Genomic DNA, 23,902 nt, shown 5'->3' with positions numbered 1-23,902 from the left:
ATGCGACTCGGCATGGCTCATTTTTCTCCCCTCTCTGCCAACAAGGGCGAGACACGAAGGGAGCAAATGCTTAGAGTAGGGCGAGGCAGAGAGATGAAGGATGGAACGAGGAAGAGGAGGTTCCTCGTTGTTTCAGGTGGGTAGTTTGAAGTTCAGTTTGCCGCACACGAGATAGGCGATGGTGATGAAGTTCTCGGTGGGCCGGTAGCCGCGGGCCCTGGCCTTGGCGGCTTGGACGAGCGAGTTGATGCCCTCGATCATGCCGTTGCTGATCCTTGAGCGGAACCAGAGGAGGATGCCCGTCCCAGTGCTTGGCGATGGTCTTCGCCGCGTCGATGACGGGCTGGAGGCCGCTTTCGCCGGCCCACGAGCACCACTTCTGAAGGTAGGCCTCCGCCAGCCGGGGCGGGAGGTCCCGGAACGCCTCGAAGGCGAGCTTGATCCGGTAGACGAGGGCCGTCTCAGTCCCCGCCGCGACGGATCGAGCAGTTCGCCGATCCACCGCCGCTGAGAGGCGGTGAGCTTGCTCCGCCTCTTGAGCCACAGATAGCCGGGTGCGGTTCAGCTCGGGACGCTCCTTGCGCTCTTGGCGCCTCACCTCGTCGACCGCCCGGTTCATGAGCCGCTGGACGTGGAAACGGTCAAAGGTGATCCCGGCCTCCGGGAACGCCTCCCGCGCCCCCTTCATGTAGGCCGCGGACATGTCCATGCAGAGGTCCCGGATCCCCCCGGCGCGCCCCCCGGAGAAGTCCGCCTCCGCCCGGGACTCTCCCACGTGGCGCTTCAGAAGCCGCCACAGCCGCGTGTCGTGCTCGCCCACCAGGCGGGCCACCGCCCTGACCGGCATCTCCCGCGCCAGGGCCACCGCCAGCGCCTCGAACCACAGCGTGAAGCCCGAGCCCGGCTCCGCCCACGGCACCCTCGCCTGCTTCACCCCGCACGCCGGACACCTCACCCTCGGCACCCGCGCGTGCGGGTAGGCGCGGTGCTGGAAGAAGTCCAGGTGCCGCCAGCGCTTCCCGCTCGCGTCGTGCGCCTTGCAGCCCCCCCGCCCGCACGAGGGGCAGTCGAACGTCCCGCCCGGCTCGAAGTCCAGATGCAGGTCCAGGCGGCGCTCCGCCGCGTCGAACTCCGTCCGCTCCACCCGCCACGGCCACTCCAGCCCCAGCGCCCGCTCGAACAGTCCCCTCTCCGCCATGCCGCCGTCCCGCCCGGCCGCTCCGCATCCCTCCACCGCCCCGGCCGGCCCCGGAGACCACCGGGCACGTCACGGACCCGCTCGGGCACCGGCGGCCACCGCCGCCGGCCCCGCCACTCTACCGCCCCTCATCCACCCCGAACAGCGAAGAGCCAACTATGATCGTCGGTTTATCTATCACGCCCGTGCGCTGAAGAGTCGGACGAGACGAGAAAACTGGGATCCGGAATCGCCGCTACTCGTCGACACGGTTCTGGGTGGTGAGGATTTTGGGGAGATAACGCCCCGAACGACGTGATTGGTATCGCTACGATACCGCCGCTCGGGCATACGGCCCTCGCCCGGTGACTCAAGAGTCATCCGGTGAACAGCTCCGTCTGCTCCGGCTCGTAGGCACGCTTCTTCATGGCCCGACGCGTGGCGACGTTGAGGTCGTTGCGTATTCCGACGAAGTCGACCACCCATTCCGAGCGAAGCCGTCCACCTGTTCCGGGCGAAGCCGTCCACCGATTCCGAGCGAAGCCGTCCGGTTTGGAGCGGTGATCCCGAGGGGGTGCTGGACACGGGTGGATCAGGTCTGGTCGTGAGGGGTGTGGACCTCCTTGGTCGAGTCGTAGAACCGCCTCATGGAACCGCCCTTGAGGGTGATCCGGTGGGCGTTGTTGAGGACCCTGTCGAGGATGGCGTCCCCGAAGGTGGGGTCGCCGACGACATCGTGCCAGTGCTCGACGGGGAGCTGGGAGGCGAGGATGGTTCCGCGGCGGGCGTAGCGGTCGTCGAGGACCTCGAGCAGATCGAGGCGGCCCTGACCTGACAGGGAAGCGAGCCCCCAGTCATCGAGGACGAGGAGCCAGGTCTTGGCGAGCCGCTGGACGAGCTTGGGGTAGGAACCGTCGGCGCGGGCAAGGGTGAGTTGGTCGAGCAGGCGGGAGACGCGGTAGTAGCGCGTCGAGATGCCGTTGCGGCAGGCTTGGTGGCCGAGGGCGCAGGCGAGATACGACTTTCCCGACCCCGTTGCGCCGGTGACGAGCACGGTCTGTCCATCCTTGATCCACTGCCCCGAGGCGAGGCGGAGGATGAGGGAACGGTCGAGACCCCGGTTGGTTTTGAAGTTGAGGTCCTCGATGGTGGCGTCGAGATGGAGCTTGGCGATTCCCTTGAGGCGCCGGTAGCGGCGTTGTTCCCGTTCGGTCTTCTCGCGCTCGAGGAGCGGGGAGAGGCGGTCGTCGAAGGCGAGTTCGCCGATGTCGGGCATGGCGAGTTGCTCCTCGAAGGCCTGGGCCATGCCGGCCAGGCGCAGTTCGTGGAGCAGGTCGAGGGTGGGTTGTCGAAGCATGATGGTCACGACTCCTTTCCGTTGTGGGAGTTGGCGTAGTAGTTCGGTCCGCGGACGTGAGCGTGATCGGCGGGCGGGGACAGCGCCTGCCGGTCGTCGTCATCGGCCTGGTCGAGGCCGGCGGACAGGATGGTCTTCACGGACTTGTAGCTGTGGGCGCCGATGTCCAGCGCGCGGCGGCAGGCGGCTTCCAGGCGTTCGGCGGGGTAGGCGCGGGCGAGCCGCATGAGGCCGAGGCAGCTTTCGGCAGCCCTGCTCCGGGTGGGGCCGGCTCTCGAGGAGCTTCCTCGCGAAGGCGGCGGTCTCGGGTCCGGTCTTTCGCGCCCAGCGGACGAGGCGCGACGGGGTCCACTGGAGGTGGGCGCGGTGAGCTGCGGGCATATGGCCCGGATCGGTGGTATATCCGCCCTTCCCGCGGCCGCGGATGTGGGCCGCCACGCGCCGGTGCTTGTGAAAGATCTCGACCGTGGTCGTGCCGAGCCGGACCTCGACCTCCCGGCGGGCAAGCGCGTGGGGGACGCTGTGGAAGCGGCCGTCGACCTGGATGTGATAGTCGATGTTCACGCGGGCCTTGCGCCACTCGGCGTACTCGTAGCGATCGGCCGGGAGCGGCTTGAGCGCCGGACGGTCCAGATCCTCGAAGAGGCTGCGGCGGCTGCCCTCGGTCTTCTGGAACGGCCGCTCGTTGAGCGCCGCCAGCAGGGGCGCGATCGCCTCGCGGACCTCCGAAAGCGAGAAGAACCGGTGGTTGCGCAACGGTGCCGGAACCCACCGCCCCACGTTCTGGACCGCCGCCTCCACCTTCGCCTTGTCCCGCGGCGATCTCGGGCGGGCGGGCAGCACCGCCGTCCCGTAATGGACCGCCAGGTCGTGGTATGTCCGGTTGACGTCGGGTTCGTAGCGGCTCGCCCGCCGCACCGCCGCCTTCTCGTTGTCCGGGATGACGAGCTCCGGTACTCCGCCCCAGAACTCGAACATCCGTACGTGCGACGCCGTCCAGTCCGGCAGCGACCGGGTCAGCGTCACATCGACGAACGTATGGTTCGACGCCGCCAGCACCCCGACGAACACCTTCGCGTCCCGGACCTCGCCGGTGCGCCGGTCCGTCACCTCGACCGTCGATCCCGCGTAGTCCACGAACGCCTTCTCGCCCGCCCGGTACACCTGGCGCAGCACCACGTCGAGGCGTCCGCGCCACTGCCGGTAGCGGTCGCGGAAACGGCTGTACCGATACCCGTCCGGGTGGGCCTCGCGGTACTCCAGCCACAGAAGCTGAAGCGTCACGCCCTTGTGCCGCGCCAGCTCCCGGTGCACCCACGCCCAGTCCGGCTCCGGCCGCCGAACCCGCGACGGCGGCGTCGGCGGATACAGCGCCGCTTCCAGCCTCCGGTCGTCCAACTCGTCCGGCAGCGGCCACGAGACTCCCGCCTCCCGCGCCCGCCGGACGTAGCTGCCGACCGTGCTGTGGGAGATCCGGAGAATCGCGGCGATCTCCCCGTGGCTCCGGCCGAGTCCGTACTTCAGCCGGAGAACATCTCGAATCTTGCGCATGGACAACCTCTTCCGGGCCACCGTCTTCCTCCTCGCTCAAGGATCTCTCGCGAGGTTGGAAGAACGGCTCCCTGGATCAGGTCATCCAGCACCCTCCTCGCCCGCCCTACTCCCGCGCGCTGGCGCCCCACGCTCGACACAATGACGGCGCGTCGAGGTGGACGGCATGCGTCGGAATGGGTGGACGACATGCGTCGGAACGGGTGGACGGCATGAATCGGAATCAGTGGACGGCATCCGTCGGAATGCGTGGACGACATGCGTCGGAATCAGCAGGTCGTTGAGAACGACATGGAAATCGCGCATGACGACTGCGGCAGCAGGGAGCCGGGGCCGCCTGGATGGGGGATCCTGTTCTCCTGGGGTGGGTCCTCCACCCGGCTGTCCTCCGCCGGCAGGGGAAGTTCGGGTTCCAATATGAGCCCCGGCCGCTGGGAGGAGAACCCGGTCGGCGACCGGGGCTTGCCAGCGAGCGGAGAGGAGCGCGCGGGATGGCAAGATCCGACGCTTCTCCCCCTCCGTCATGAGCACCGACTGCTCGAACCCGTCCCGATACCGCGCCCGGAGGATCCCCTCGGAGACCAGGAGCGGATGTCCCCCGCGATCGTCAGGTCCTCCGGGAGCGGATCCGTCTGGAAGACGAGCGCGTCCGGTCGGGAGGCGATCGGCCTGCCGGGGATCCCGTGGCCGGGCAGCGTCTCCATCTCGATCTGGTCGCGCGGGCCCATCCCCTGGAACCCGAACCGGAGCGCCAGCCCGTAGGCGACGATGCAGCGGCTGTTGCTGGAGACCGTGTTGCGCGGGTCGTAGGTGTAGGTCGTCGATGGTCATCAAGGGCGATCGAATCATCGACATCGACGCGCTTCCCACGAACCCGGTCGCGCTCGACTGGGCCGCGGGTGCCCTGAACGGCGGCGATTCCCCCTAATATTGGCGGGGTGAAGCTGGTGTCCCTCCTATTCCATTGTTGTGTTTGCAGTTACGTGCGGAGCACGGCTCGGCCGGCGGACGGATCCGGAAGATGCGGACCCATGCCTGTAAAGGTGTTGCGGCCCCGAGACATATGCCCACCGAGAGCGCGGTCGGCGCCACGAGCGCACCGCAGGAGTCGGGCTTCGATCCGGGGAGGAAGGCATGCGACGCAGCGACCACCGCGGCGCGATCCGCATCTGAGGCGCCCTTGCGGGCGCCGGCTTCGTCAGGGCAGGAGCGGTAGCGACACGTAGGACGCCCGCGCTGCGTCATGGTGAACCGTGTTGTTCGCGACGCGCCACTTCCGGTCCCGCGGATCCCCCGTATTCCGGTTGATGTCGAAGTTGGGGAAGCTGCTGCTGTAGACATCCACGCGAATCCGGTGCCCTGCCCTGAACAGGTTCGCCGAGGGCTCGAGGGGGAACTCGAGCCGATACACCTCCCCCTCCTCCATGAGCCGCGACTGTTCGAACCCCTCCCGGTAGCGCGCCCGAAGGATGCCCTCGGAGACCGGAAACGCGTAGCCGCCCGGATAGTCGGGACTGCTCGGATGGACGTCGAGCAGCTTCACGTAGAAGTCGGTGTCCGGCGCGTCGGATGAGACGTGGAGGACGGCGGTGATATTCCCCGCGATCGTCAGCTCTGCAGCGAGCGGGGCGCTCTGGAACACGAGCACGTCCGGGCGGGAGGCGATGGGCATGCCGGGGATCCCGTGGCCGGGCAGCGTCTCCATCTCGATCTGGTCGCGCGGGCCCATCCCCTGGAAGCCGAACTCGAGCGCCGGCCCGTAGGCCACGATGCAGCGACCGTTGCTCGAGACCGTGTTGCGCGGGTCGTACGTGTAGGTCGTCGATGACGTGCGCGCGGCAGGCTGCTCCGCCGAGAGCGCGCCTCCCTCGTGAAGATAGAACGCCGTCTCCCGTACCGAGGCCGGGGGCCAACTCTCCTCGTAGCGCCACTCGCCGCCCTGGTTGATGCGGCCGTTCTCGGCTCGCCGCCCGTCGCCCCCGCCCATGATGAAGTACTTTGCGGGGGCCCACACATCGGCGCTCTCGTCGCCCTTCAGCCAGCGGTCGAACCAGCGCAGTTCGAGGTTCAGGTAGTCGTCGTAGACACGGATCCGCGCGCCCTGCTCGCCGAAGTTCACGTCCCCGATCGATGACTCGAAGTTGTTGTGCGTCCACGGACCGATGAGGATGTGCTGGTTCTCCCGCCCCATGCGCACCATCGCCTGGTAGCCGTCGCTGATCGTGCGCGGATACCAGTCGAACCAGCCCACGACCCACAGGATGGGCATGTCCGGGAACGACTCGAAGTGCTCGTTCATCCCCAGCCCCGGCTGCCGCCAGAAGTCGCTGTAGTCGTAGTTCTCGAAGTAGAGCTGGAAGGCGGCCTCCTCGTAGGTGGGTGCGAGGCTGAGCGGCGTCTCGCCCCGCCGCCACGGGATGCGCGAGGCCCAGTCGAGGAACGTCTGACCCGTGCGCATCTCATTGATCGCCTCGGTGATCTGCGGGTTCGCCCGCGCCTCGTTCCCGTTCGACGCGACGGACAGAATCCACTGCAGCAGCCCCAGACCCAGGGCGCCGCCGCACTTCATGCTGTAGGTGTAGGCGTTCGTCGGCCCCTCGTACGGGATCATCGTCTTGAGGCTGGGCGGGTTCAGCGTCGCGGTCTCGAACTGGACCCACGCCTGGTACGACACGCCGTAGGTGCCGACCTGACCGTCGCAGGAGGGGTGCCGGGCGACCCACTCGACCGCGTCGTAGCCGTCCTCCGGCTCCTGCACGAAGGGGAAGAAATCCCCCGGCGAGTTGAATCGCCCCCGGCAGTCCTGGACGACCGACACGTATCCGTTGCGCGCGAAGAACATCGCGTGCTCGATCGAGATCGGACGCATCTTGTCGTAGGGGGTCCTCGCGAGGACGGCGGGAAGTTGCCGCTCGAGCGGGACGCCGTTCTCGGCGGGCAGGTAGAAGTCGGTCATGAGTTCGAGGCCGTCGCGCATGGGAACCGGCACGTCCTTGACGACGACGACATCCCCTTCGGCGGCGGCGGAGAGGCGCGGATCGGGTGCCTCGGGGTCACCGGTCGAGGCCTCCAGATCGAACGCGGCGCCCAGCCCGGCCATCCCCGCGCCGGCCATCCCGGCTTGAACGAACGTTCTGCGGTCCATCCCGGCCTCCTCGGGTGGTGTGAGAGGGGAGGGTCGACGGCGGCAGCCCCGCGCCGCTCGACCTTTCGCTCAACCTACGAAGCCCGTCCGCCGCGTCCAGACGCCGGGTGTGGCCGTCCAGCCTTCGTCCGTCTTGTGTGGCAAAGCGCCCGCGTCGAAGGTTGGACCGACCTCGCTCCGGGAGAACGCCGCGATGACGGGCAACCAGTTCCACCTCGGGATAGACGTGGGCGGCACCTTCACGGATGCGGTCCTCATCGACGGCGATACGGGGCGTATCGAGACGGCGAAGGTCCCGTCCACGCCCGCCGACCCCTCCATCGGCTTCATGGCGGCGCTGGAGCGCGCGCTTGAACAGAGCGGGGCCGACCCCCGGGACATCGCGCACCTCGTCCACGGCACGACCGTCGCCACCAACTCGCTGATCGAAGGCAAGACGCCGAAGACGGCCTTCGTGACGACCGAGGGCTTCGGGGACATGCTGGAGATCGCCCGCCAGGTCCGGCCTTCCCTCTACGACATCCACTTCGAGAAGCTGCGGCCGCTCGTTCCGCGAGACCTGTGCTACGAGGTGCCGGAGCGGCTCGATGCGAGGGGCGGCGTCCTGAAGCCTCTCGATGAGGATGCGGTTCGGGAGATTTCGGACGCGCTCCGGACGCGGGACGTTCGGTCCGTAGCGGTCTGCCTCCTGCACGGATACGCGAATCCGGCGCACGAGGAGCGGGTGGCGGAGATCCTTCGGGAGGAGGATCCGGACCTCCTCATCTCCCTCTCGTCTACCGTGTGTCCGGAATTCCGGGAGTACTTCCGGGCCAGCACCTGTGTGATCAACGCCTGCATCATTCCCGTGGTGGGGCGCTATCTCGCCGGCATCGAAGCCGGCCTGAGCCGCGCCGGGGTCGGCGCCGAGCTTCTGGTGATGCAGTCCAACGGCGGCGTGCTGACGGCGCCCCAGGCGGCGAGCAAGCCGGTGTTCATGGTCGAGTCCGGGCCCGCGGCGGGCGTGGTCTCCGCCAACTTCATCGCGGGCCGGCTCGGCCACACGGATCTGATTTCGTTCGACATGGGGGGGACGACGGCCAAGGCCGGCCTGATCCTCGATGGCCGGCCGAGAGTCACGAAGGAATACGAGGTCGGAGCGCAGGCGCAGCCGGGGCAGGGGATGACGCGGGCCGCCGGGTACCCGATCCGCACGCCGGTCATCGACCTCGTGGAAGTGGGGGCCGGCGGGGGCAGTCTCGCCTGGGTGGACCCCGGCGGAGGGCTCCGCGTGGGTCCCCGGAGCGCGGGTGCCGATCCCGGGCCGATGTGCTACGGAAAGGGCGGGACGGAGCCGACGATCACGGATGCCAACCTCGTGCTCGGCCGCCTGAACCCGGACTACTTCCTGGGCGGCGAGATGGCGCTCGACCTCGACGCGGCCGCCGCGGGGATACGCGAACGCTGCGCGAAACCGCTCGGACTCGACCTCACCGCGGCGGCCCACGGGATCATCGAGATCGCGAACGCCACCATGATCAACGCCCTCAGGCTCGTGACGGTGCGCCGGGGCAACGACCCGCGGGATCTGACGATGGTCGCCTTCGGAGGCGCCGGACCCCTGCACGCGAACCGGCTGTGCGAGGAGATGCGGATTCCGGCGCTCATCGTTCCACCGAGCCCGGGGACGGCGTCCGCCCTCGGCCTCCTCGTCACCGACCTCCGGCACGAGTTCTCGCGCACGCGGCTCATGTCCGCCGAGGCCGCGGACCTGGGCGGAGTCCGGGCGCTGTTCGAGACCATGGAGGAAGAGGGCCGGCGCACGCTCCGGCACGAAGGCGCGGCTCACGAGCAGGTGGAGTTCCGGCGCGGGATCGAGCTGCGCTATGTCGGCCAGTCCTCCGAGGTGGCGGTCACCTGTCCCGGGGAGGGGCTGGACGCCGGGGCGCTGGCCGACGCGGTGCGGAGGTTCCACCTGGAACACGAGCGGGCCTACGGGCACGGATATCCGGAACAGCCGGTGGAGTTGGTGAACTTCACCGTCACGGCCATCGGCAGGATCCCCCGGCCGCGTTTGCAGAGGATCGGCTCGAACGGGACGAGCGTGGAGGACGCGCGAACCGATACGAGACGTGTGTTCTTCCCCGACGCCGGCGGCTTCGTCGAGACGGCGATCTACGACCGGGTGCGGCTACGCCCGGGCCACGTCGTCGTCGGACCCGCCGTCATAGAGGAGGTCGACTCCACTACGGTCGTGCAGCCGGGATACCGCGCCGCGGTGGACGACTTCGGCCACCTCCTGATCGCCGCGAGGCGTCCGGGATGAGCGGGCGCGCCCCGCGCGGCGAGGGAAGCCGCCTCCCCAGGCTCAACCCCTGGCTCGCGCTTCTCATCCTGGTACTCCTGGGCTTCGGCTACGTCGGGCTCTGGGGTTGGCTGCTGCGGGGGTAGCCGATGACGGAGGGGATCCGGCTCTCGTGGTGGCTCATCGGGGCGTACCTCGCCCTCATGCTGGGGGTTGGCGTCTGGTTCCGGGGTCGGGTGCGATCCGTCGAGGACATGGCGGTGGCGGGGCGCCACTCGGGCGTGTGGCTCATCGCGTTCTCCGTCGCCGCGACGTGGATCAACGGGACCACGCTGATCGGGATTTCCGCGCTGGGGGCGGACTTCGGCCTCGACGCGTACTGGAGCGGCGGCTCGTTCATGCTGGGGACGATCTGGATCGGGTACTTCATCATCCCGCGGCTGTGGGGGACGGGCGTCATCACCATCCCCGAACTCTTCGGCCGCTACTTCGGGCCCCGGCACCGCGTCGTGTCGCTCGTCCTCGTGATCCTGCGTGACATGGGCGTCACCGCCGGGACGATCGGGGCGCTGACTCTGGTGACCACGGCGGTGCTCGGGATGTCGGTGGGCGAGTCGCTCCTGCTCTGGCTCGGCGTGACGTCGGTCTACGTGGTCCTGGGCGGCATGTGGGCGGTGATGGCGACGGACGCGATCCAGTTCTTCATCATCCTGGCCGGTTCGATCGGGGTGCTCGTGGGGGGGCTGGCAGCGGCCGGCGGGCTCGGCGAGCTGAGGGCCGACCTCGATCCTGCTCTGCTCGACATCTTCGGGCGGGCGGGTGTCACCCAGGTTCTCGCCTGGATGGTCATCGGGCTGGCGATCACCGGGGCGTACCAGGGGCTCATCCAGCGCGGCTTCGCCGCCTCGAGCGCGGAGGTGGCGCGCAAGGGGTTCCTGTACGGCGGAGTCATCGCATCGATCTGGTACATGACGCCGCCGCTCACCGGGATCGTCGCCCGCACGATCTACGGACCCGGCATGGCGGCCGAAGACGCCTTCGTCACGCTCGCGTTCGGAGCGGCGGGAGACGAGCTGGCGAGCCTGGTCGTCGTGTGCGTGCTCGCGGCGAGCATGTCCACGCTCTCGAGCACGATCAACACGATCGCCTCGAACTTCACGCTGGATCTGTACGTGCGGTTCTTCGCGCCCGCGGCGAGCGCCGCCAGGCAACTGTGGGTGTACCGCATCAACGTCCTCATCGTGGGCGCCCTGGCCGCGGTCCTCTATCTGGCGCTGCCGCTCCTCATCGAGCTGTTCTGGATCGGGGGACGGATCATGGGAGCCTCGGTCGCGCCCGCCCTGGTCGGCCTCGTCCTGTTCGGATCCGTCCGGGAGGCCCCCCGGACCGTCATGGCGGCGATGCTCATCGGCGGCGGAGTCCAGGCCGCCTGGCAGACGTTCGGAGCGATTCGCGAGGTGGGGGCGGTCGTCATCATCTGGGAGCTGGACCCGATCCTGGTCGGATTGCCTCTCACGATCCTCATCCTGTGGCTTGGAACGCGCCTCGAGACTCGAGCGGGAGGTCCACGTGCCGCCGAGTGAGGGCCGGACCGCGGACCCGGTGCTGTTCGAGGTCATCCGGAACGCGCTGGCCGAGGCGACGGAGGAGATGTCCGTCACGCTGCAGCGGACGGCGTATTCGACCAACATCAAGACACGGCTGGACTATTCGTGCGCCTTCGTGGACGCCGAGGGCCGCATGGTCGCGCAGGCGTTCTGTCAGCCCGCCCACCTGGTGACGATCGGGCGGCTCGTCCCGCGCGCGGTGGCGGAGTACGCGGACGAGCACGGAGGCGCGACGCTCGCTCCGGGAGACGCTCTGCTGGTCAACGATCCGCACCGGCAGGCGAGCCATCTCAACGACGTCTTCCTCATCTCCCCCTTCTTCCACGAGGGCGAACTGGTCGGCTACGTGGCCAACTGCTGCCATCACGTCGACGTGGGAGGCGGGGCGCCCGCCAGCATCGGAGCGTTCCGCGAGATCTACCAGGAGGGGATCATCCTTCCCGTCGTCAGACTCTTCGCCGGCGGGGAACTGGCGGAGGACGTGCACAAACTCTTCCTCGCCAACGTGCGCGCCAGGAAGGAGGTGGCGGGCGACCTGAGGGCGCAGTCCGCCGCGAACGAAATCGGGCTGCGGCGGCTGTCCGCGCTGTGGGAGCGCTACGGCGCGAAGACCCTGCGCTTCTACATCGCGCGCATGATCGCGTACAGCGAACGGCGGCTTCTCGCCGAGTTGGCGGGCCTCCCGCGCGGCGAGTTCGCGGCGGAGGGGTGGCTGGACGACGACGGAATCACGGGAGAGCCGGTTCACCTCAAGGTCCGGATCCGCTTTGACGGTTCGTCGGCTCGCTTCGACTTCACGGGCACGGACCCGCAGCGGGCGGCCCCGATGAACTGCAACCTCACGCAGTGCTTCACGGCCTGCGTCTACGTGCTCAAGTGTCTGGTCGACCCCGACATCCCGCTGAACGAGGGCTTCTATCGTCCGATCGAGGTGGTCGCGCCCGAAGGATCGGCGGTCAACGTGAAGCCGCCCGCCGGGGTGGTCGGCGGGTGGGAAGTCGCCATGCGGCTCTGCGACATCATGTTCCGGGCTCTCTCGGATCCCATGCCCGACTGCGTTCCCGCGGGAACGAAAGGGATGATCTGCCATGTGGGGTTCGGGGGCGAGGATCCCGCGAGCGGAGAGTACTACTGCTTTCTCGAGACGCTCGCCGGCGGATACGGCGGACGCCACGACTCCGATGGTCCGGACGCGGTCCAGACGCACATCCAGAACACCCAGAACGCGCCGGTCGAGGAGACGGAACTCAACTACCCGGTCCGCATCCACGAGTACAGTCTGGTCCCCGACTCCGAGGGCGCGGGGCGCCACCGCGGTGGGCTCGCGCTGTGCCGGGAGTATGAGTTCGTGGGGCACGAGCCGACCTTCACGACGCTGGCGGACCGGGCGCGGTTCCCGGCCCACGGCCTGCACCGTGGCGGTGAGGGGCGGCTCGCGCGGTATCTGTTGATCTCGGCCGGGGAAACGCGGGATCTCGGCTCGAAAGCGACGGTGCAGCTTGCGAGGGGAGACCGCGTGCGCATCGAGACGGCGGGCGGCGGCGGGTTCGGGCCCGCGCACGAACGGGATCCGGAGGCCGTGCTCCGGGATGTCCGCGAAGGCAAGATCACCCGGGCCCGGGCCCGGGAGGCCTACGGCGTGGAGATCCAGCCGGACGCGTGGGCCGTTGACGTGGCCGGGACGGAAAGGCTGCGCGGACGACTCCACGGATGAAGACCGCCGATGCCGTCGTCATCGGGGGCGGGATCATGGGGGCCAGCGCCGCGCACTTCCTCGCCCGGAAAGGGTTCGGCCGCGTCGTCCTGCTCGAGAGAGGACGCCTGGCCGGCGTGAGCACCGGGCATTCCGCCGCGATCGTGCGCACGTACTACTCGAATCCGATCACCCTCGAACTGGCGAAGCGGGCCCTTCACATGTTCGAGAACGATCGGGAACTGCTTGGCGGCGACTGCGGATTCCGGTCCATCGGCTTCCTGCTCCTGATTGGCGAGCGTCTGCGCGCTACTGGGGAGCACATCCTCGAGTCGGAGCGGCGGCACGGACTCCACGTCGAGGATCTCTCGCCGGAAGACATCGGCGAGTTCGCGCCTCAACTCTCCCTGGACGGTGTGGCACGCGGCATCCTGGAGCCCCGCTCGGGTTACGCCGATCCGACCCGGACCGTGGAGAACCTCGTGGCCGCGGCCCGCCCATGGGGACTCGAGCCCCGCGCCGGCGTCGCGGCCACGGGCGTCCGCCTGCGGGGGGACCGCGTCGTCGCGGTTGAATCCGAGCAAGGGATGATCGAGACGAACGTCGCGGTGAACGCTGCGGGCCCCTGGGCCGGTCGCGTCGGCTCGTGGCTTGGCCTCGGGTACTCGCTGCGCTGGAGCCGGGAGAGCGATCTGTTCGTGGAAATGCCGGCTGGCTTCGGAGATCTCCCCGTGGTGTCCGATCCGGGCCTGCGCTTCTACCTGCGACCCTGCGGCGAAGATCGAATCATCGTCGGACTGGGGGCGCCCAAGGAGATCGAGCCGGTGGATCCCGACGACTGCGATCCGGGCCTCGATCCGGCGACGCGCGAGCGCATCGAGCGCCCGCTGTTCGAGCGGATTCCCGCGCTGGCGAACGCAAGACACCTCGGCGGCTACGCCTCGATCTACACGATCACGGACGACTGGCACCCCATCGTGGGCCCGGAGCCGGGCATCGAGGGCTACTACGCTTTTTTTGGCGGGAGCGGCCACGGATTCAAGCTGGGACCGCCCATCGGCGAAGCGCTGGCCGATGTCATCTGCGGCGAGACGCCGGCCATCGACCTCTCACCCTTCCGGCCCGGCCGCTTCATCGACGGGGAGCCCCTCACCTCCGCATGGGGCGAAGGAAACCGCGGCTGAGGGTTGCAACGGGGCGCTGTTCGGTTTCTATTCGGTATCGTTGATCTGACAGTTTCGCATGCACAGGTACTCGCCGCATGGGTGAACAGACGGCCATCGAGTGGACCGACGCTACGTGGAATCCGGTCACCGGATGCACCAAGGTCAGCGCGGGCTGCGACAACTGCTACGCAGCGGCCTTCGCCCGCCGGCGACTCAGGCATACCTATCTCGCGCGTCGACCCGCCATTGAATCAGGGGAGAATGAACGGGATCCCTTCGCAGTGAGGTTGTGGCCCGAACGTCTGGGGCAACCCGAACGCTGGTCCCGCTTATCGACGCCATCACCTGGTTCAGGTCCCTGCTTGCGTTCGATTCCTGTCATGCGAACCGTTACTGGGCCCGCTCGAACTGGACCTCGAAGGCATCCATTGGGTGATCGTGGGAAAGCAATGGGGCGGGCGGACGCCGAAGGCGGGCGGACGACTTCTGGACGGTCGTGAGTGGAACGAATATGCATGAGGCCATGGACCTCGTGTCGACCGTCTCCGCAGTCCACTGATGTCAGCACCGCGAGAGACGGTTTGGGAATTCGGTGAGCACTCGCGCGGCAAACATCTCGTACTCAGGACGTATCTCAAGGTCCTGGCTCCCGATTCTCGGTCAGACGCAGGGCAGGATCATCCAAATCTCCATCACGTATGTGGCCGGCCGGTCAGAGCCGTCGCCAGGTCTCGATCCGGTCTCGCAGCGCTTCTACGAGTTCCGGAACCGCCCCCCGCTCCGCTTCAACGCGCCCGGCGATGCGGGCGATCTCCGGCGGCGTCCGACCGAGAGCCTGTGCCAGGCCCGATAGGGTGACCCTCGCTTCATCCTTTTGCTGCACCGCACCCTCGATCGATCGCTCCAGGTGCTCCATCCGCGGAACGAGGTCGCTCTGCGCGACGCCGAGGTGGGGGGTGTATTCCGCGGGGCGCAGCCGAATCGCGTCCCACAGCCACTGCTCGGGCGTTCCTCCGCCCGGCAGGAACAACAGTCGCACGGTATGTCCAAACTTGTCCGCTGCCGCCCTCAGTTCGTGTTCCAGGTTACGGGCGTCGCCGTCGAGCACGAAGATGAAGTCGGCGAGTTTGTTGAACATGCCGAGCGTGCGGATGTGACCTGCGAACTCGTCTTTCCCGGTGTCTCTTCCCACAACGACATCTTCGTGACGCAACCCGATTTCGATGTTCAGCCAGTCCAGAATCCCGCGGATTATGCCTTCCGCGACGGCGTCCTCACACAGGATCGACAGCTGGTCTCGCGACTGTCCGTACAACGCCTTCTGGAAGATGTCCCGGTAGAGGGGGGCGCGCCGCACCTCGCCCGTCTGGTCGTCTCGCTCGAAGAAGAGTCGCGCCTCGGGGGGTACGCTCTCGAGAACGACCGAGCTGTGGGAGGCGACGACGATCTGGAGGTCCTGCCGCAGGGCGCTACGCTGGAGTTCGAGCATGACCTGCTGCTGCGTGTACGGGTGCAGTCCCGTGTCGATCTCGTCGATAAGAACGAGGGCGTTCCGCAGCTCGGAAATATCCTTCGAGATGCGCAGGATGGTGCGCTCGCCCGAGGACATGTGGAACTCGGAGTAGCTCGTTTCCTCGGTGGTCTCGAGCTCGGCGAAGAGGAGGTCTCGCGTCGGACGGTCGCTGATCAGGGCGAGGCTCCGGTAGCGCCACGGGAGAATCCGGTGCGCGAAGACCAGAAAGTCCGGCGTCAGGGTCTCGGACTGAACCCGCTCTCTGCCGAGCTGGAGGACGCTGCGGACCTCCGAGGGGTTCGTAAGGTTGGCCAATGTGCGCAGGTAGACGTCGCGCTCCGGCTGACGGCCTCCCTTTCGGCCCATGAAGCTCCTGTTCCAGCGCTTCCCCCGACGCCAGGCCATCGAGAGACGCTCGCCCCCGTGTAAGTAATAGAACTCAAGTTCCGTGCGCTGCACCGCATCCGACGACACGGCGAACTGTCTACTGGTGAAGTTTGGGAACAGGCTGCTGGGGACGAACTCACGCGCGCCGCGGCCCGGCGGACGGTAGGCGCAGGCGCACGAGAAGAGCACAGTTGACTTTCCACACCCGTTGGGCCCGGCAAGCACCGACACGGGATAGGAGAACGGAACCCGGAGATCCCGCACGTTCCGGAGCTGCTTGATCCGGATCTCCTCCAGCGTGTCGTTGCGCTCTCCGCTCTTGGCTCGCAACGCGTCCCATATCTCGCGCAGTTCACGCGCGATCAAAGACACGGTCGCTTCCGGTGGTCGGGTGCTGCTCGGTCAGTTCCTGGCATGTGCTCTTTTCCATCCGTCGCGAAGATCGTAACCCCGCTGCACGCGGTCGGGCGCAGTTGCAAGCCACGAGGTCACGGTCTGTCTCTGGACGAGCCCATTGTAAGATAGGCTTCGCTGGCCCGCTTGGCCTGCCTTGAGACTGTGTCGAGCCAAACGCTAGCGGAGGGTGAAGCGCTGCACGCGCCGGCCGGTGGAGGCCTCGCCCACGTAGATGTTTCCCCAAGAGTCCACGCTCATCCCGTGCGGGCGCAGGAACTGGCCCAGCTGGCGTCCGCCCCGGCCGAACTCGCCCACGATCTCGAGGTCGGTGCGGCTCAGGATCCACACCTTGTGGTTGGTGCCGTCGGCGAGGTACAGCCAGCGCTGCTCCGCGTCGGGTGAGAACGCGATCACGAAAGCGGAGCCCGACGCCAGGGTTCCCGGGGCCACGATCTTCTCGGCCTGGAACGCGCCGCTCTGGTCGAACACCTGAATCCGGTTCCCGCGGCGGTCGGCGACGTAGATGAGGCCGTCGTTCGATCCGGCGAGACCGTGGACGGTAGAGAACTGGCGTGGCGGCGAGCGGTCCGGGTCGAGGTTGGCGTAGTCGTATGGGTACTCGTCGTCCGGCGAGTCGCCGTAGGCGCCCCAGTGGCGCAGATGGGCTCCGGTCTCGCCATCGAAGACGACGACGCGGCGGTTCCGGTAGCCGTCCGCGATGAAAACCTCGTTGTCCTCCGGGTCGACCCAGATGCCGGCGGGGCCACCGAGGAGTGCGGGGTCGTCGCTGCCCCCGTTCTCGTCGTAGCGGCCGATCGTCATGACGAGGTCGCCGGATCGCGTGAACTTCATCACGCGATGGTGCCGGTACGTGCCCACCCACACGTAGTCGTTATGGTCGACGAAGATGCCGTGCGCGTTGCGCGGGAACTGGGACACGTCCTGGGTCGCAGGATCGCCCCATCCCTGAACCACGTTGCCCTCGGGGTCGAACTCGATCACGACGGGAGCCGGAACGCAGCAGGTTCCGATCGGCGGGTCCTGCACGGCGGACGTCTCCTCGGGGGTCAGCGTCTCGGGCAGGTGCGTGACCCACACATGGTCCCCGCCGTCGACGAACACGCCGGTGACCGACCCCATGATCCACTGGTCGGGCATCTCGCGGGGCCAGCCGGGATCGACCGCGAACACGGGCACGCCGCCGGCCTCGCCCGAGCCGCCAACCGCCGCGTGATCGGGATCCCCCGCGCCCGAACACGCCAAGGCGAGGACGCAAGCCGCCAACCCGGCTACCCCTCCGTGCCGCCGCTCTTGCTCGATCCGCTTCATGACGCCGTCCCCGGTCGCTGTCGTCGCTCGTTGCCTCTCGCCCGTCGCATCCTCAGTGTAACGGGTCATTCCCGGATTCCCAGCATCGGAGGTGTCCGTGTCGAACCCGAAGAGACGTACCCTCGGTGGCTGGGTCTTTCCGACGCTCCTGGTCGTTGCGTGCGGCGCGCCGCCGGTCGAAGCGGACCACTTCCTGCCGTCGAGACCCGAGTCGCTGAACTGGGGCTGGTATCCGCTCGACAAGGAGCCCGTGCTCCGGATCGCGTCCGGGGAGACCGTCCGGATCCACACGCTCACCCACGTCGGGGCCACGCAGAACGAAGACCCCGTCGAGTTCCTTACCGGACTCGGGGTTCCGCGGGAAGAGATCCTCGACGACGTCATCGACTTCTGGGCCTCGCGCGACGGTCGTCCCCGCGAGGGCCGAAGCGGGCATGTGATCGCCGGCCCGATCCATATCGACGGGGCCGAGCCCGGCGACATGCTGGAGATCGGGATCCTCGACATCGAGACGCGGGTGCCGTGGGGCGTGAACTCCACCAGCGGCCGGGGCGGCGTCTTCTCTCCGAGCTATCCCGGCGCGCGCGCCGACGACACGGCGCTGGATATCCCGTCCGTCCGCCACCTGATCCGGACCGGAGAGGTCGAAGGCCGGGAAGTCGCGTTCTTCTCCCCCGACATTCAGGTGCCGCTGGCGCCGTTCATGGGGATCCTCGCCGTGGCCCCCGCTCCGGTCGTCGGCGAGCCGGGAGTGACGGTGCCGGGCGTTCAGGGGTCCCGCCCGCCGGGCCCCTTCGGCGGCAACCTCGACGTGAAGGACCTCACGGCCGGGACGACGGTGTATCTCCCCGTCTTCCATCCGGGGGCGCTCTTCTACACCGGTGATCCGCACGGGGCCCAGGGCGACGGGGAGGTCAGCGGCACCGCGATCGAGCAGTCGCTCACCGGCGTCTTCCAATTCGTCCTGCACAAGGGGGTGACGATCTCCGCCCCCCGCGCCGAGACGGCGACCCACTACCTGATCATGGGGATCGATCTCGACCTGGACCGCGCAGCGCGCGAGGCGACGCGCCTCGTCGTGGAGTTCCTCGTCGAGGAGAAGGGGTTGGCCCCCGACAAGGCGCTTTCCCTCGCCAGCATCGCCGTCGACTTTCGCGTGAGTGAGGTCGTCGACCTGACCCAGGTCGTGACCGGGTTCATCCCGAAGGACATCTTCCTCAACGAATGAGGAGCGGGGTCTGCCGATGCCCATGACGCAGCGCCACCTGGCGTTGGCTTCCGTTGTCGCGATGGTGCTGGCTCTGCCCGGTGGGGATGTCCAGGGGCAGGGGAGGGGCATCGAGGACCGGCAGCAGATGCGGGCCATCCGCGACACGGGAGGGACGCTGCGCCTGGACGGTCGCCTGGACGACGCGGTGTGGGCGGAGGCGGAGTTCGTGACCTCCTTCTGGCAGCGCGAGCCCGACGAGGGCGAGCCCGCCACGCGGCGCACCGAGGTCGCGTTCGTGTTCGACGACGAGGCGCTGTGGATCGGCGGCCGCATGTACACCGACGACCCCGCGAGCCTTCAGGCGTACCGCACCAGGCGCGACCGGAACACGGGTTCGGAGCGGCTTCTCGTATCTCTCGATCCGTACCTGAACCGCCGCACCGCCGTCTCGTTCGGGGTGAACGCCGCGGGCAGCCGCACGGACTGGTTTCATCCCGAAGACAACGTCTCCAACCGCGACTACACCTGGGATCCGGTATGGTCGGCCCGGGTGCAGCGGGATTCGCTCGGGTGGACGGCCGAGATGCGGATGCCGTTTTCCCAGCTGCGCTTCAACGGTGACGAGCCGGCCTGGGGGGTGAACATCAACCGCTACATGCCCGACATCCAGGAGAACCTCCTGTGGGAACTCGTGGTGCGGAGCGAGCCGGGGTGGTCCTCGAGGCTGGGTGACCTGACCGGACTCCAGGGGATGCGCGGGCGTCGCGGGCCCGAGTTCCTCCCCTACATCGCCGGGGACATGCGTACGCCGACGGGAGGTCCTTCGAGCGGGCTGGTTACGCACAGCGAGGCGCGCGTGGGGGCCGACCTCAAGCTCGGTCTGGGTTCGAGTCTGACGCTGGACGCGGCCGTGAACCCCGACTTCGGACAGGTCGAGGCGGATCCAGCCGTCGTGAACCTGACGGCGTTCGAGGAGGTGTTCGAGGAGCGCCGGCCGTTCTTCACGGAGGGCCGCCAGCTCATGGAGGGGCTGGGGCCGCGCTACTTCTATTCACGCCGCATCGGTGCCCCGCCGCACGGCCGCGCGCGGGCCGACAGCGTGGAGATGCCCGACCAGACGACGATCCTCGGGGCCGCGAAGGTGACGGGACGGATGCCCGGCGGGACCGCCGTGGGCGCCATGTTCGCCGTCACGGGCCGGGAGGAGGCGCGGACGTTCGACTTCCCCGAAGGCGAGGCGCCGCTTCCCGGCGAGACGCCGACCCCGGGACAGGCGATGGTGCCGGGCGAGACGTTGGTGCCGGTCGAACCGCTGAGCGCGTTCGGCGTGGCCCGGCTCGAGCAGGAACTCGGCGAGAGCGGTTCGACGGTCGGGTTGGCGGGGACCGCGCTCAGCCGCGAGGCGCAGCCCGGGCTCTCGGAACTGCTCGTGTGGCGCGCGGTCGCAGGGGGCGGGGACTGGAACCTCCGGTTCGGTGGCGGCGAATACGAATTCACCGGCCACGCCGGCTTCTCGAGCATCAGCGGCAGTCCCGAAGCGATCCTGCGGGTGCAGCGCTCCAGTGCCCGGTTCTTTCAGCGTCCGGACGCGAAGACCGCTCGACTCGACCCGTCGCGCACCTCCCTCTCCGGCTACGCCGCCGCGCTCGCGATGGAGAAGACCGGCGGCCGGCGCTGGTTGTGGCGCGTGCGGGGCGACGCGATATCGCCGGGCTTCGAGATCAACGATGTGGGCCAGATGTTCAACGCGGACCGGCTCACGGCCGAGGCGGACGTCGCGATTCGCGAGACGCTGCCGACCGCCCTCGCGCGCTCCTGGCGGCTCGGGCTGACGTCGTCGAGCGCCTGGAACTTCAACCGCGTCCGTACCGAGACGATTCTGGGGGCCGAGGCCACGGCTACCTGGCACAACTACCTGCGCACGACGCTCGACTACGAGTACCAGCCCCGCACGCTGAGCGATCATCTCACGCGCGGCGGCCCCCTCATGGGGATGTTGGCGCGCTGGCGCGGCGGCCTCAGGATCGCGAACGACCGTTCGTTCCGGACGGGATTCAGTCTCACCGGAGCCTACGGGCAGGACGAGGTCGGGGGCTGGGCGTACGACGTGAGGGGCTCGCTCACCCTCCGTCCGGGGCCGGCGCTCCAGCTCCAGATCGAGCCCGGCTACCGTCGCGAAGTGGAGTCGAGGCAGTACCTCACGACGCTGGATGGAGGGCGCGTGGAGACGTTCGGCCGGCGTTACGTCTTCTCCGCCATTGAGCGCAGCACCGTCGCGGTGCGGGTCCGGGGCGGCTACGCGTTCACGCCCGACCTCACGCTCGAGGCGTACTTCGAACCCTTCGCGGCCAGCGGACGCCGCTACGGGCTCGGCGAACTCCTCGCGCCCCGCAGCCGCGACCTGCTCGTGTACGGCGAGCGGGGGTCGACGATCGACCGGGTCGCCGACGGCTCCTGGAGCGTGACCGAGGGCGGCGGCGCGTTCGCGCTCCCGGCCAGTGACTTCAACGTCCTTTCCCTCCGCAGCAACGTGGTCCTGCGCTGGGAACTGCAGCCGGGGAGCACGCTCTTCCTGGTGTGGCAGCAGGACCGCTCCGACATGCGCACCTCCGGCGAACTCGTCGACCCGGGCCGTCTCGTCGACAGCCTGCGCACGGGTGGCCAGCACGTCTTCCTGCTCAAGATCGCCTACTGGCTCCCGCTGTGACGCCCGCACTCGATCTGACCGACCGGGTCGCGCTGGTGACCGGCGGAACGAAGGGGATCGGCCGCTCGATCGCGGAGCATCTGCTCGAGGCGGGCGGGTCCGTCGCCCTCTGCGCGAGGACCGAATCCGAGGTTCGGGCGGTTGCGGCCGAACTCGGCGGCCGGGCGCTCGGGATCGCATGCGACGTGGCCGACCCCGCCGCCTGCGCGGGCATGGTCGAGCGGACGGTGGCTCACTTCGGGCGGCTCGACATCCTCGTGAACAACGCGGGGCTCGGCGTCTTCAAACCGCTGGCGGAGATGACCGTCGAGGAGTGGCAGCTCCAGATCGACGTGAACCTGGGCGGCGTCTTCTACTGCTCGAAGGCGGCGCTCCCACACCTCGTGGCGAGCGGAGACGGGTTCATCGTGAACATCGCGTCTCTGGCCAGCCGCCATCCGTTTCACGGAGGAACCGGGTACAACGCGAGCAAGTACGGGCTGCTCGGCCTCACCGAGGCGATGATGCTCGACGTGCGCTACGACGGCGTGCGCGCCAGCGTCGTGATGCCGGGGAGCGTGGACACGTACTTCGACGGCCGGGAGCAGGTGCCGGAGCGGACCTGGCGGCTGCACGTTGACGACTGCGCGGCGGCCGTCATGCAGCTCCTCTCCTATCCGCCGGAAGCCCACGTGAGCCGCATCGAACTCCGGCCTTCGCAACCGCCGCGGAACGCGTGAGCTCCGACGCCTGCCGGGACGAACTCGGCGCTCACGTCTCGGTGGCGGGCGGAGTACAGAACGCCCCCGGGCGGGCGGCGGAGATCGGTGCGGCGAACTTCCAGCTGTTCACGAAGCAGCCCAACCGTTGGGCCGAGCCGAAGATCGACCACGAAACCGCGGCGGCGTTCAGCGAAGCGCGCGCCGAGCACGGCGTGGCGATAGCCGGGGCCCACGACTCCTATCTCATCAACCTCTCGACCCCGGACCGGCGCCTGTGGCGGATGTCGCAACGCTGCTTCCAGGGCGAGCTTCAGCGCTGCACGGCCCTCGGTCTCGATTTCCTGGTCACGCATCCCGGCAACGCGACCGACGGCGACATCGAGGAGGGACTCAGGCGCAACGCCCGGGGCGTGACCGAATCATTGGAGGCCGTCGAGGGACCTACCCGCGTGCTGCTGGAGTTGACCGCCGGCGCCGGGACGACCGTGGGGGCGAGCTTCGAGAACCTCCGCAGCATCATCGATCAGATCCCTGTCTCCCAGCGCGACCGGGTGGGCATCTGCTTCGATACCTGCCACGGGTTCTCCGCCGGGTACGACCTCGTGGACGACTACGATGGCGTGTGGACCGCGTTCGACGCAGTCCTCGGACTGGACCGGCTCGGCCTCATCCACATGAACGATTCGAAGCACCCCTTCGGCTCCCGCAGGGACCGGCACGAGGAGATCGGGCGGGGAACCCTCGGCGAGGCCCCGTTCCGGCGGCTCATACTCGACCCTCGCCTGCGTCACGTCCCCAAGATCCTCGAGACCCCCAAGGGGGACGACGGCGCCGACGCCGACATCCGGAATCTGACCCTCCTCCGCAGCTTCCGCGAAAGGAGTCGCTGAACATGTCCGACCCCGTGAAGACCGAACGCCGAGGCCGCGTCCTCGAGGTAATCCTCGACCGGCCGCCGGCGAACGCGATCGACGTGGCGACGAGCGTCCGCATGGGAGAAGTGTTCTGCGACTTTCGGGACGACGACGATCTCTGGGTGGCGATCCTCACCGGGGACGGCGAGCGCATCTTCTCGGCCGGCTGGGACCTAAAGGCCGCGGCCGGGGGCGAACACGAGCGGATGGACTACGGCGCGGGCGGCTTCGGCGGGATCACGGCACTGTGGGACCTCACGAAACCCGTGATCGCGGCGGTGAACGGCCTGGCGGTGGGGGGGGGATGCGAGGTGATGCTCGCGGCGGACCTCGTCGTCGCCAGCGAGAAGGCAGAGTTCTGGTTCCCCGAGACCCGCCTTGGAAACCTGGCCGACGCGGGAGCGGTGCAGCGCCTGCCGCGGAAGATCCCGCACAACGTCGCGATGGAGATGTTACTGACAGGGCGCCGCATGGAGGCCGCCGAGGCGCGCGACTGGGGGCTCGTGAACTGGGTCGTCCCGCCGGATCAGGTGCTCGCGAAGGCCCGTGAAGTCGCCGAGAAGCTGGCCCGCAGTGCCCCCCTCTCCCTGCGAGCCATCAAGGAAGTCGTCCACGGGATTGAAGGCCTGTCGGTCCGCGATGCCTTCCAGGCGATCTACGACGGCCGGTTCCCGACCTACGAACGCATGCTCGTCTCGGAGGACCACGAGGAAGGCCCCCGAGCCTTCACAGAGAAGCGAGACCCGAACTTCAAGGGCCGGTAGC

Annotated in this window: 17 protein-coding genes and 4 pseudogenes; 13 read left to right on the top strand and 8 right to left on the bottom strand. The window is 68.4% G+C overall.

What is annotated here, in order from left to right; all coding sequences use genetic code 11:
* Positions 1–132: 132 nt before the first annotated feature.
* The 5 genes and pseudogenes from ACOQPP_RS10410 to istA form a co-directional block, all read right to left on the bottom strand.
* A complete protein-coding gene (locus ACOQPP_RS10410; protein ID WP_420636504.1) occupies positions 133–261 on the bottom strand; it encodes a transposase in 129 nt (42 codons plus the stop codon).
* A 103-nt stretch (positions 262–364) separates the two neighbouring features.
* Positions 365–799 (bottom strand): annotated as a pseudogene (locus ACOQPP_RS10405) (transposase); the annotation flags it as partial.
* Positions 787–1,024: pseudogene (locus ACOQPP_RS10400) on the bottom strand (helix-turn-helix domain-containing protein); the annotation flags it as partial. The pseudogenes ACOQPP_RS10405 and ACOQPP_RS10400, both read right to left, overlap by 13 nt.
* A gap of 745 nt (positions 1,025–1,769) precedes the next feature.
* Positions 1,770–2,534 (bottom strand): IS21-like element helper ATPase IstB, encoded by a 765-nt coding sequence (istB, locus tag ACOQPP_RS10395; RefSeq protein WP_420636470.1) that lies wholly within the window; start codon positions 2,532–2,534, stop codon positions 1,770–1,772.
* A 5-nt stretch (positions 2,535–2,539) separates the two neighbouring features.
* Positions 2,540–4,085: pseudogene (gene istA / locus ACOQPP_RS10390) on the bottom strand (IS21 family transposase).
* A 258-nt stretch (positions 4,086–4,343) separates the two neighbouring features.
* Between istA and ACOQPP_RS10385 the strand changes: the two are divergent.
* The gene (locus tag ACOQPP_RS10385; RefSeq protein WP_420636469.1) at positions 4,344–4,847 is read left to right on the top strand and encodes a hypothetical protein; all 504 of its coding nucleotides are present in this window, start codon (positions 4,344–4,346) and stop codon (positions 4,845–4,847) included.
* 436 nt (positions 4,848–5,283) lie between these two features.
* Here the strand turns inward: ACOQPP_RS10385 and ACOQPP_RS10380 are convergent, their stop codons facing one another.
* Complete coding sequence (locus ACOQPP_RS10380) at positions 5,284–7,230, bottom strand: CocE/NonD family hydrolase (RefSeq protein ID WP_420636468.1); 1,947 nt, start codon at positions 7,228–7,230, stop codon at positions 5,284–5,286.
* Between the two features lie 193 nt (positions 7,231–7,423).
* Between ACOQPP_RS10380 and ACOQPP_RS10375 the strand changes: the two genes are divergently transcribed.
* The 7 genes and pseudogenes from ACOQPP_RS10375 to ACOQPP_RS10345 all read left to right on the top strand — a co-directional run bounded on the left by ACOQPP_RS10375 (position 7,424) and on the right by ACOQPP_RS10345 (position 14,499).
* Positions 7,424–9,535, top strand: coding sequence for a hydantoinase/oxoprolinase family protein (locus ACOQPP_RS10375; RefSeq protein WP_419166691.1), 2,112 nt, complete (start codon positions 7,424–7,426; stop codon positions 9,533–9,535).
* Positions 9,532–9,660 carry a hypothetical protein gene (locus tag ACOQPP_RS10370; RefSeq protein WP_419164217.1) on the top strand — a complete coding sequence of 43 codons (129 nt, stop codon included), beginning with the start codon at positions 9,532–9,534 and terminating at the stop codon, positions 9,658–9,660. The genes ACOQPP_RS10375 and ACOQPP_RS10370 overlap by 4 nt, the downstream gene beginning before the upstream one ends.
* 3 nt (positions 9,661–9,663) lie before the next feature.
* Positions 9,664–11,097: a sodium:solute symporter family protein gene (locus ACOQPP_RS10365; RefSeq protein WP_420636467.1), complete on the top strand. Its 1,434-nt coding sequence runs from the start codon at positions 9,664–9,666 to the stop codon at positions 11,095–11,097.
* Positions 11,084–12,835: a hydantoinase B/oxoprolinase family protein gene (locus ACOQPP_RS10360; protein ID WP_420636466.1), complete on the top strand. Its 1,752-nt coding sequence runs from the start codon at positions 11,084–11,086 to the stop codon at positions 12,833–12,835. The genes ACOQPP_RS10365 and ACOQPP_RS10360 overlap by 14 nt, the downstream gene beginning before the upstream one ends.
* Complete coding sequence (locus tag ACOQPP_RS10355; RefSeq protein WP_420636465.1) at positions 12,832–13,998, top strand: NAD(P)/FAD-dependent oxidoreductase; 1,167 nt, start codon at positions 12,832–12,834, stop codon at positions 13,996–13,998. Before ACOQPP_RS10360 ends, ACOQPP_RS10355 begins: the two co-directional genes overlap by 4 nt.
* Positions 13,999–14,075: 77 nt before the next feature.
* Positions 14,076–14,249, top strand: a pseudogene (locus ACOQPP_RS10350) (DUF5131 family protein); the annotation flags it as partial.
* 76 nt (positions 14,250–14,325) lie between these two features.
* Positions 14,326–14,499: a DUF5131 family protein gene (locus ACOQPP_RS10345; RefSeq protein ID WP_420636503.1), complete on the top strand. Its 174-nt coding sequence runs from the start codon at positions 14,326–14,328 to the stop codon at positions 14,497–14,499.
* A gap of 193 nt (positions 14,500–14,692) precedes the next feature.
* On the opposite strand, the gene ACOQPP_RS10340 is transcribed toward ACOQPP_RS10345, so the two are convergent.
* Positions 14,693–16,252, bottom strand: coding sequence for an AAA family ATPase (locus ACOQPP_RS10340; protein WP_419166695.1), 1,560 nt, complete (start codon positions 16,250–16,252; stop codon positions 14,693–14,695).
* A gap of 201 nt (positions 16,253–16,453) precedes the next feature.
* A complete protein-coding gene (locus ACOQPP_RS10335; protein WP_420636464.1) occupies positions 16,454–17,674 on the bottom strand; it encodes a hypothetical protein in 1,221 nt (406 codons plus the stop codon).
* Positions 17,675–17,702: 28 nt separating this feature from the next.
* Between ACOQPP_RS10335 and ACOQPP_RS10330 the strand changes: the two genes are divergently transcribed.
* From ACOQPP_RS10330 to ACOQPP_RS10310, 5 genes are read left to right on the top strand one after another with little or no spacing between them, the layout of a single operon-like run.
* Positions 17,703–18,833: an acetamidase/formamidase family protein gene (locus tag ACOQPP_RS10330; protein WP_419166697.1), complete on the top strand. Its 1,131-nt coding sequence runs from the start codon at positions 17,703–17,705 to the stop codon at positions 18,831–18,833.
* A gap of 22 nt (positions 18,834–18,855) precedes the next feature.
* On the top strand, positions 18,856–21,522 hold the full coding sequence (locus ACOQPP_RS10325) for a DUF5916 domain-containing protein (protein ID WP_420636463.1): 2,667 nt from the start codon (positions 18,856–18,858) through the stop codon (positions 21,520–21,522).
* Positions 21,519–22,241, top strand: coding sequence for an SDR family oxidoreductase (locus tag ACOQPP_RS10320; RefSeq protein WP_420636462.1), 723 nt, complete (start codon positions 21,519–21,521; stop codon positions 22,239–22,241). Before ACOQPP_RS10325 ends, ACOQPP_RS10320 begins: the two co-directional genes overlap by 4 nt.
* Positions 22,238–23,113: a deoxyribonuclease IV gene (locus ACOQPP_RS10315; RefSeq protein ID WP_420636461.1), complete on the top strand. Its 876-nt coding sequence runs from the start codon at positions 22,238–22,240 to the stop codon at positions 23,111–23,113. Before ACOQPP_RS10320 ends, ACOQPP_RS10315 begins: the two co-directional genes overlap by 4 nt.
* A 2-nt stretch (positions 23,114–23,115) precedes the next feature.
* Positions 23,116–23,901, top strand: a complete 786-nt coding sequence (locus ACOQPP_RS10310) for an enoyl-CoA hydratase-related protein (protein ID WP_420636460.1) — start codon at positions 23,116–23,118, stop codon at positions 23,899–23,901.
* Position 23,902: the final 1 nt, after the last annotated feature.

Origin of the sequence: Candidatus Palauibacter sp. (assembly GCF_965222475.1) — a bacterium.
Taxonomy (GTDB): domain Bacteria; phylum Gemmatimonadota; class Gemmatimonadetes; order Palauibacterales; family Palauibacteraceae; genus Palauibacter.
This window is presented reverse-complemented; position numbering and strand designations above follow the sequence as displayed.